Below are 7,871 nucleotides of genomic sequence, written 5' to 3' on the forward strand. Positions count from 1 at the left end.
GATGGCCTTCGGCTTTCACTCACCCGACGCCCTGATCGCCCTGGCCATGCTCAGCCTGGGCGGCCACCGACCCCAACTCCCCAGAAGATGAGCACCATCGACCCACACACCCAACAGAAGACCCATATTTATGCCTCACAGGTATCAGGCTCATCAGCGGACGGACGCCCGGCGCGGCACCGGGTAGCCGCTCCGACGCCCCCGGTTAATCGGTTGCTCGTCCCGACGAGCGGCTGATGAACTATCCGAAACCGCCACCAACTTCAGGGAGAAGCAATGCGCGCTGCGTCGATGTCCGGCCAGAAGGGACCTGCCGCCTACCTGAAGGACATGACGCACCGTGAAGACCCTCAACCTCGGCATCCTGGCGCACGTCGATGCCGGTAAGACCAGCCTGACCGAGCGACTGCTGTACGCCGTCGGCGTGACCGACCGGCTCGGCAGCGTCGACGCCGGCAGCACCCGCACCGACTCCCTGGCGCTGGAGCGGCAACGCGGCATCACCATCCGCGCCGCCGTCGTCTCCTTCGTGCTGGACGACGTGACCGTCAACCTGATCGACACCCCGGGTCACCCGGATTTCATCGCCGAGGTCGAGCGGGTGCTCGGCGTGCTCGACGGCGCCGTCCTGGTGATCTCCGCGGTGGAGGGCGTCCAGCCGCAGACCCGGGTGCTGACGCGCACGCTGCGCCGGCTGCGCATCCCCACGCTGATCTTCGTGAACAAGGTCGACCGGGCGGGGGCGGACCCCGAGCGGGTGGTGCGGGCCATCGCGGAGAAGCTGACCCCGGCCGTGGTGGCGATGGGATCGGTGGCGGAGCCCGGCACGCGGGACGCCCACTGCACGTCGTACGGCCCGGCCGACGTCGCCTTCACCGACCGGCTGCTCGACCTGCTCGCCGGGCAGGACGACGCGCTGCTGGCCGACTGGGTGGCGGATCCCTCGACGCTGCCGTACCCCCGGCTGCGCCGCGCGCTGGCCGACCGGACGGGCCGCGCGCTGGTCCAGCCGGTGTTCGCCGGCTCGGCCATCACCGGCGCCGGAGTGGACGCGCTCATCGCCGGGATCACCGACCTGCTGCCCACGGTTCAGGGCGACGACGACGCTCCGGTCTCCGGCACCGTGTTCGCCGTCGAGCGCGGCCCGGCGGGGGAGAAGATCGCGCTGGTCCGGCTCTTCGCCGGCACCATCCGGGTCCGGGACCGGATCCGGGTCGGCGCGACCGGCGTCTCGCTGGTCACGGCGGTACGCGTCGTCGCCGACGGGACCGACGTCGCGGCGTCGTCGGTCGGCGCGGGCCACATCGCCCGGCTGTGGGGCCTGACCCAGGCGCGGATCGGTGACCCGGTCGGCGTACCCCCGGAGCGTGCCGGCACGGACCGCCAGTTCGCGCCGCCCACCCTGGAGACCGTCGTGGTTCCGGCCCGAGCCGCGGACCGGGTCACGATGCACGCCGCCCTGACCCAGCTCGCTGAGCAGGACCCGCTGATCAACCTCCGGCAGGACGACCGGCAGCACGAGATCAGCGTTTCGCTCTACGGCGAGGTGCAGAAGGAGGTCATCCAGGCCACCCTGGCCGACGACTTCGGGGTCGCGGTGACCTTCCGGGAGACCAGCACGGTGCACGTGGAGCGGGTCCGCGGCGTCGGCGAGGCGGTCGAGGTGATCGCCGTGGCGCCCAACCCGTTCCTGGCCACCGTCGGGCTGCGGGTGGCCCCGGCGCCCACCGGGGCCGGCGTGAGCTTCCGGCTCGGCGTCGAACTGGGCTCGATGCCGCCGGCGTTCTTCGCCGCCGTCGAGGAGACCGTGCACCGGACGCTGCGCCAGGGTCCGCACGGCTGGCAGATCCCCGACTGCGAGGTGACGATGACCCACGCCGGCTACTGGGCCCGGCAGAGCCACTCCCACGGCACCTTCGACAAGAGCATGTCCAGCACCGCCGGGGACTTTCGCAATCTCACCCCGCTGGTGCTGATGACCGCGCTCACCCGGGCCGGCACCCGCGTGCACGAGCCGGTGCACCGGTTCCGGCTGGAGGTGCCGGGCGACGTCCTCGGCACCCTGCTGCCCGCGCTCGCGCGGCTCGACGCGGTGCCGGCCAACACCACCGGGCAGGGTGCGTCGTACCTGGTGGAGGGCGAGATCCCGGCGGGCCGGGTGCACGCGCTGGAGCGCCGGCTGCCGGCGCTGACCCGGGGCGAGGGCGTGCTCGAGACCGCGTTCGACCGGTACCGGCCCGTGCGCGGCCCGGCCCCCACCCGGGCACGGTGGGACCACAACCCGCTGGACCGCAAGGAGTACCTGCTTGCGGTCGCCCGCCGGGTCGTCGGCCGGTAGCCGGCACGGCCGGGCCCGCCCGCAATATCCATTGCGGACGTGGCCCGGCCCGCCTAGCGTCATCGCCGCAAGGTCGACCGATCGGACCGCAGGGAGTACGCCGTGTCGCAGCGCAATCGCACCGAGGCCACCTGGCACACGCCAGGTGCGGGTGCCGCGTTGCCCTCCGGCATGCGGTACCGGTGTCTCGGTCGGCCCACTCAGGGTCGGCAGCCAGGGCGGCGCCACCGCTGACGCCAGCGCGTCAGCCGCCGCCCACCCTTTTGGGGTCGGGCGGCCTTTTCGTATCCGACACACTTCCGCACCCGGCTTCCCGGGTGCGAACACGTCCGGTCATCGTTCGACGTGCGGCCGGCACGACACGAGGAGAGCACGATGGGATTCACTCCGCTCGCCGGCACCCGGGCACCCGTCCGGGTCTGGACCGACCCGTACGCCATCGAGCCGCAGGCCGCCCGACAGCTGCGCAACATCGGCACGCTGCCCTGGGTGCAGGGTGTCGCCGTCATGCCCGACGTGCACTTCGGCAAGGGCGCCACGGTCGGCTCGGTGATCGCCATGCGGCAGGCCGTCTCGCCGGCCGCGGTCGGCGTCGACATCGGCTGCGGCATGTCGGCGGTACGCACCTCGCTGACCGCCGCCGACCTGCCGGACGACCTGGCCGGTCTGCGTTCCGCGATCGAGGCGACCATTCCGGTCGGCTTCGCCCAGCGGGCGAAGGCGGTCGACCCGCGCCGGGTCCGTGGCCTGGAGCAGGCCGGCTGGGACGACTTCTGGGGCCGGTTCGCCGGCCTGGACCGGCGGGTCGCGCAGCTGGAGACCCGGGCGCAGCGGCAGCTCGGCACCCTCGGCGGCGGCAACCACTTCATCGAGGTCTGCCTCGAGCAGGGCGGCGCCGACGAGGGGCGGGTCTGGCTGATGATGCACTCCGGGTCCCGCAACATCGGCAAGGAGCTGGCCGAGCGGCACATCGGGGTGGCCCGGGGGCTGCCGCACAACGCCGACCTGCCCGACCGGGACCTGGCCGTGTTCCTCGCCGGCACGCCCGAGATGGACGCCTACCGGCGGGATCTGTGGTGGGCGCAGGAGTACGCGCGGCGCAACCGGGCCGTCATGCTGGCCCTGCTCTGCGGCGTGGTGCGGGAGCACTTCCCGCAGGTCGGTTACGACGAGCCGATCTCGTGTCACCACAACTACGTCGCGGAGGAGACCTACGACGGGGTGGACGTGCTGGTCACCCGCAAGGGCGCGATCCGGGCCGGGCGGGGCGACCTGGGCATCATCCCGGGGTCGATGGGCACCGGGTCGTACATCGTGCGGGGTCGGGGAAACCCGGACGCGTACTGCTCGGCCTCGCACGGGGCGGGGCGGCGGATGTCGCGGGCGCAGGCCAAGCGGACCTTCAGCACGGCCGACCTGGCCACGCAGACCGCTGGCGTCGAGTGCCGCAAGGACGCCGGGGTGGTCGACGAGATCCCCGGCGCGTACAAGGACATCACCGAGGTGATGGCTCAGCAGGAGGATCTGGTGCAGGTGGTGGCGCACCTCAAGCAGGTCGTCTGCGTGAAGGGCTGACGGGCCGCGCGGGCCGGGATGACCGGCCCGCGCGGCACCCGCTCAGAAGCCGGCGAAGACCCGGCGCAGGTCGTCCAGGCTCACCGGGCCGGTCACCCGCACACCGTCCGGGGTGTGCTGGGGGCCCAGCCGCCCGGTGGCGAGGCGCAGCCACGCCTCGGCCGGAGCGCTCAGCTCGCCGTCCGGCTGCTCCGGAGCGTCGGTCAGCTCGACGCGCTCGCCCAGCCGCAGCCCGTACGTCCGCTCCGGCTCGTGGAGCCGGACCAGCAGGGTGGCCTCCCGGCCGGCCAGCTCCTGCGGCCGGCTGGTCCACGCCAGCATGCCGCCGATCTGGTCGAGCAGCAGGGACACCGCCCCGGGCGTGACCGCCGCGAACGGGTTGAACGCCACCTCGACGTCCCACTGGTGCAGCGCGAACTCGCTGAGCCGGAACCGGCCCGCGGTGGCCACGTCGACCGGGTCCGGCAGGAAGCCGAGGTCGATCCGCAGCGAGGCACGGCGCTCGGCGTCCAACCCCTCGTACGCCTCGACCAGCCGCTGGTTCGCCTCGAGGAATCCGGCGGCGTGCTCGGCCGGCGGCATCGCGTCCCAGCGTGCCCAGACGCCACGGTTGAAGTCCCCGTCCGGGCCGGTCGTGCCGGTGAGGGCGGCGTTCAACGCCGCGAGGTTGATCTCCGCGCCGCTGCCCAGGTGGCTGAGCACCTGGGACACCTGCCACTCGCTGGCCCCCGACGGCAGGCGGAGGTCGTCCTCCTTGAGGTCCCGGACGAGCGCGGCGAGCTCCTCGTGGCCCGCGCGCAGAGCGTTGATGATCTGGTCGGCAGCCGTGGACATATGTCTCCTCAACGGATTTTCGACGGTGGTCGGGACGTTACCGGACGGGCCGCCGGCCCGGCCCGTGTGTGGAGCGGACCGGCCGGCGGCCGTGTCGGTCGGCTCAGCCCATGTGTACGGCGTTGCCGGTCGGGATGTCCTCCTTGCGGACCTTCACCAGGACCAGGGTGGCCAGTCCGGCGAGCACGATCAGGGCCGCGCCCCAGCCGAACGCCACCCGGTAGCCGTGCACCAGCGCCTCGATCTGGTTGACCGGGTTCGGCGCCCGACCGACCAGGTAGGCGGCGACCGCGCTGGTGTAGAAGGTGTTCAGCAGCGCGGTGCCCAACGAGCCGCCGATCTGCTGGGTGGCGTTGAGCGTCGCGCTGGCCGCGCCCGCGTCGTGCTCCGGCACCCCGACCAGGGCGAGACTGGACAGCGGCACGAAGGTGAAGCCGAGACCCATGCCGAGGATGACCTGGGCGGGCAGCAGGAGGGTGAGGAACGAGGTGTCCACGTCGATCTGGGTCAGCACCAGCATGGCCACGGCGGCGAGTACGGCACCGCCGACCATCAGCGGCTTCGCGCCCACCCGTGGCATCAACTGGCTGGCGCCACCCGCCGCGATCAGCACGCCGGCGGTGACCGGCAGGGAGGCGAGCCCGGCCTCCAGCGGCTTGTACTGAAGCACCACCTGGAAGTAGAAGGTCAGGAAGAGGAACGCGCCGAACAGGCCGGCGCCGATCAGCGTCGACGCGAGGTACGCCCCGCCCCGATTGCGGTCCAGGATGATCCGCAGCGGCAGCAGCGGGTGGTTGGAGCGCAGCTCGATCACCACGAAGGCGGCGAGCAGCACCACCCCGGCGGCGATGAACCCGAGCGTCGCGGCGGCGTCCCAGCCGTCCTCGGCGGCCTTGGTGAAGCCGTACACCAGGGAGACCAGACCGGCGGTGACGACGACCGCGCCGGGCACGTCGTAGCGGGTGTTGCCGTGCGCCCGGCTCTCCGGCACCAGTGGCAGGGCGAAGGCGATCGCGACGGCGGCGACCGGGATGTTGACCAGCAGGCACCAGCGCCAGTCGGCGTACTCGGTGAGCACGCCGCCGAGCAGCAGGCCGACGGCGGACCCGCCGCCGGCGATCGCGCCGTACACGGCGAACGCCTTGGCCCGCTCCGTGGCCTCGGTGAACAGGACGGTGAGCAGAGCCAGCGCGGCCGGGGCGAGCAGGGCGCCGAAGGCCCCCTGCAACGCGCGGGCGGCGAAGAGCATTCCGCCGGTGGTGGCCAGACCGCCCAGCGCGGAGGCCAGCGCGAAGCCGGTCATGCCGACCAGGAAGGTGCGCTTGCGGCCCCAGTAGTCGGCGATCCGGCCGCCGAGCAGCAGCAGGCCACCGAAGGCCAGCGTGTACGCGGTGATCACCCACTGCCGGTTCGCGTCGGTGATTCCCAGGTCGGCCTGGGCCTGGGGGAGTGCGATGTTCACGATCGTGGCGTCCAGGACCACCATCAGCTGCGAGACCGCGATGACGGCCAGCGCGATCCAGCGCCGCGGGTGCGGCGCGCTCGTCGCTGTTCCGGCGCCGGGCGCGCCGGGAGCGGTCGAGGTAGTTCCGGGCATGGTGAAGCCTTCCGTGTACGTACGTCGGTGGAGTCAGGCCTGAGACGGGCGGTCGGGCTGGTAGCGGAGCACCGGGATCAGCACCTGGTCGACGACCTGGGTGAGGAACGCGTCGTCGACGGGTAGACCGTGCGCGACGATGCGGGACATGGTGAGCGCGGGCGCCAGGTCGTGGAACAGTTCGCGTTCGCCGGCCTCGGGCGGGATCTCGCCCCGGGCGGCGGCGCGGACCAGGATGGCGGTGCTGGCCACCCGCCCGGCCGGCAGCACCTGGTGGCGCACCAGGCGTTCCAGCTCGGGGTTGGTCCGCATCGCGAAGATCAAGGCCTGCATCAGGTCACTGTCGTCCTCGCAGATGGCGGCCGTGGCGCGCAGCAACTCGATCAGGTCGCCGCGCAGGGAGCCGGTGTCGGGCGGGTTGTGCACCCCCACGTGCCGGTCGCGGAGCGCGGCGACGACCAGCTCGGTCTTGCCGTCCCAGCGTCGGTAGATGGTGGCCTTGCTGACGTGGGCCCGGGCGGCGATGGCGTCGATGGTCATCCGGTCGTAGCCGAGCTCGCGCAGCAGCTCGACGACCACGGCGAACAGGGCGGTGTCGCTGCACCGGGCGGACCGGGCAGCCGGCACCCCGGCGCCCACGCCCACCTGCTGACCGCCCAGCATCTCGACCCCCCGTGAAACGATGTCGTACTGACCGTAGGTCGCGTTCCGGCGATCGTGCAGGGTTTTATGAGTTGCGTCGCAGTGGGTGGACGAAACGATTACGTTTCTCTCGCGTGTCCGGCAGGTGAACCCGGTGCTCAGCCTCCGGTGGGGGCGAGGCGCACCGGGACGGCCACCGTGTTGATCCGGGAACCGTCACGGGCGGACACCTCGTACACCTCGATGGTTCCGCGCTGCTCGCGGACGGTGCGCCAGCCGATCACCACCCGGTACCCGCCCCGGCAGCCGCTGCCGCAGCTCGCGGTGCCGAAGCCGGTGGCGACCTCCCGGCCGGCGGCGTCCAGGACCCGGACGCTCACCGTGGCCTCGAACACGTCGGCGGTGCCGGTGACGGTGAGCGGAGCGGTGACGCGCTCGCCGACACCCGGGCCGGTGACCACGATCGGCGGCAGCAGGTCCGCGTAGTCGGCCCGCCCGACCGGGGCGTCGCCGCCGAAGCGGACCTGCCGCACGGTGGGGAACTGGGTGAGCGTCCACACCACCTGTGCCTCGCGCAGCCGCCGGCGCTCCGCCACGTCGTCGGTGGGAGGGATGGGCCCGAGCGTCGCCACGCCGTCGGTGATCCGGGTGACCTCGACGCCGGCGGGCAGCAGGGTGGCCATTCCGGTGGCGGCCTCCGCCGAGGTGGGCCCGGCGGCCAGTTCGGCCAGCGCCAGCCGGGACGTCGCCACGGTGGCCGGTCGGGTCCGGTGGGTGCGGCGGCGCTCGACGGCGCCGCGGTGGGCGCCGGGCCGAGAACGCCGGACCGTGGGGTGCCGCACCCGCCCACGAGCACCGCGGCGATGAGCACCGGCGCGGCCAGCC

At 72.9% G+C, this 7,871-nt stretch carries 6 protein-coding genes; 2 read left to right on the forward strand and 4 right to left on the reverse strand.

What is annotated here, in order from left to right:
• Positions 1 to 340 precede the first annotated feature (340 nt).
• Positions 341 to 2,338: a translation factor GTPase family protein gene (locus EAD98_RS09230; RefSeq protein ID WP_121653636.1), complete on the forward strand. Its 1,998-nt coding sequence runs from the start codon at positions 341 to 343 to the stop codon at positions 2,336 to 2,338.
• A 375-nt stretch (positions 2,339 to 2,713) separates the two neighbouring features.
• Positions 2,714 to 3,913: an RtcB family protein gene (locus EAD98_RS09235; protein ID WP_121653637.1), complete on the forward strand. Its 1,200-nt coding sequence runs from the start codon at positions 2,714 to 2,716 to the stop codon at positions 3,911 to 3,913.
• Between the two features lie 42 nt (positions 3,914 to 3,955).
• Here the strand turns inward: EAD98_RS09235 and EAD98_RS09240 are convergent, their stop codons facing one another.
• The 4 genes from EAD98_RS09240 to EAD98_RS09255 form a co-directional block, all read right to left on the reverse strand.
• Positions 3,956 to 4,747 (reverse strand): maleylpyruvate isomerase family mycothiol-dependent enzyme, encoded by a 792-nt coding sequence (locus EAD98_RS09240; protein ID WP_121653638.1) that lies wholly within the window; start codon positions 4,745 to 4,747, stop codon positions 3,956 to 3,958.
• A 103-nt stretch (positions 4,748 to 4,850) separates the two neighbouring features.
• Entirely contained in the window at positions 4,851 to 6,344 is a 1,494-nt protein-coding gene (locus tag EAD98_RS09245) for an MFS transporter (RefSeq protein ID WP_121653639.1), read from the reverse strand.
• Between the two features lie 33 nt (positions 6,345 to 6,377).
• Complete coding sequence (locus EAD98_RS09250) at positions 6,378 to 7,007, reverse strand: TetR/AcrR family transcriptional regulator (RefSeq protein ID WP_121653640.1); 630 nt, start codon at positions 7,005 to 7,007, stop codon at positions 6,378 to 6,380.
• A gap of 137 nt (positions 7,008 to 7,144) precedes the next feature.
• Positions 7,145 to 7,871 (reverse strand): Gmad2 immunoglobulin-like domain-containing protein (locus EAD98_RS09255; RefSeq protein ID WP_121653641.1); only part of this gene is annotated, 727 nt, incomplete at its 5' end.

Source organism: Micromonospora sp. CV4 (assembly GCF_003667455.1).
In the GTDB taxonomy this organism is placed as follows: Bacteria; Actinomycetota; Actinomycetes; order Mycobacteriales; family Micromonosporaceae; genus Micromonospora.

What these genes read in the sequence shown, in the direction of transcription:
- EAD98_RS09235 (WP_121653637.1), top strand. Translation starts at nt 2,714, where the DNA reads ATGGGATTCACTCCGCTCGCCGGCACCCGGGCACCCGTCCGGGTCTGG.
- EAD98_RS09240 (WP_121653638.1), bottom strand. Translation starts at nt 4,747, where the DNA reads ATGTCCACGGCTGCCGACCAGATCATCAACGCTCTGCGCGCGGGCCAC.
- EAD98_RS09245 (WP_121653639.1), bottom strand. Translation starts at nt 6,344, where the DNA reads ATGCCCGGAACTACCTCGACCGCTCCCGGCGCGCCCGGCGCCGGAACA.
- EAD98_RS09250 (WP_121653640.1), bottom strand. Translation starts at nt 7,007, where the DNA reads ATGCTGGGCGGTCAGCAGGTGGGCGTGGGCGCCGGGGTGCCGGCTGCC.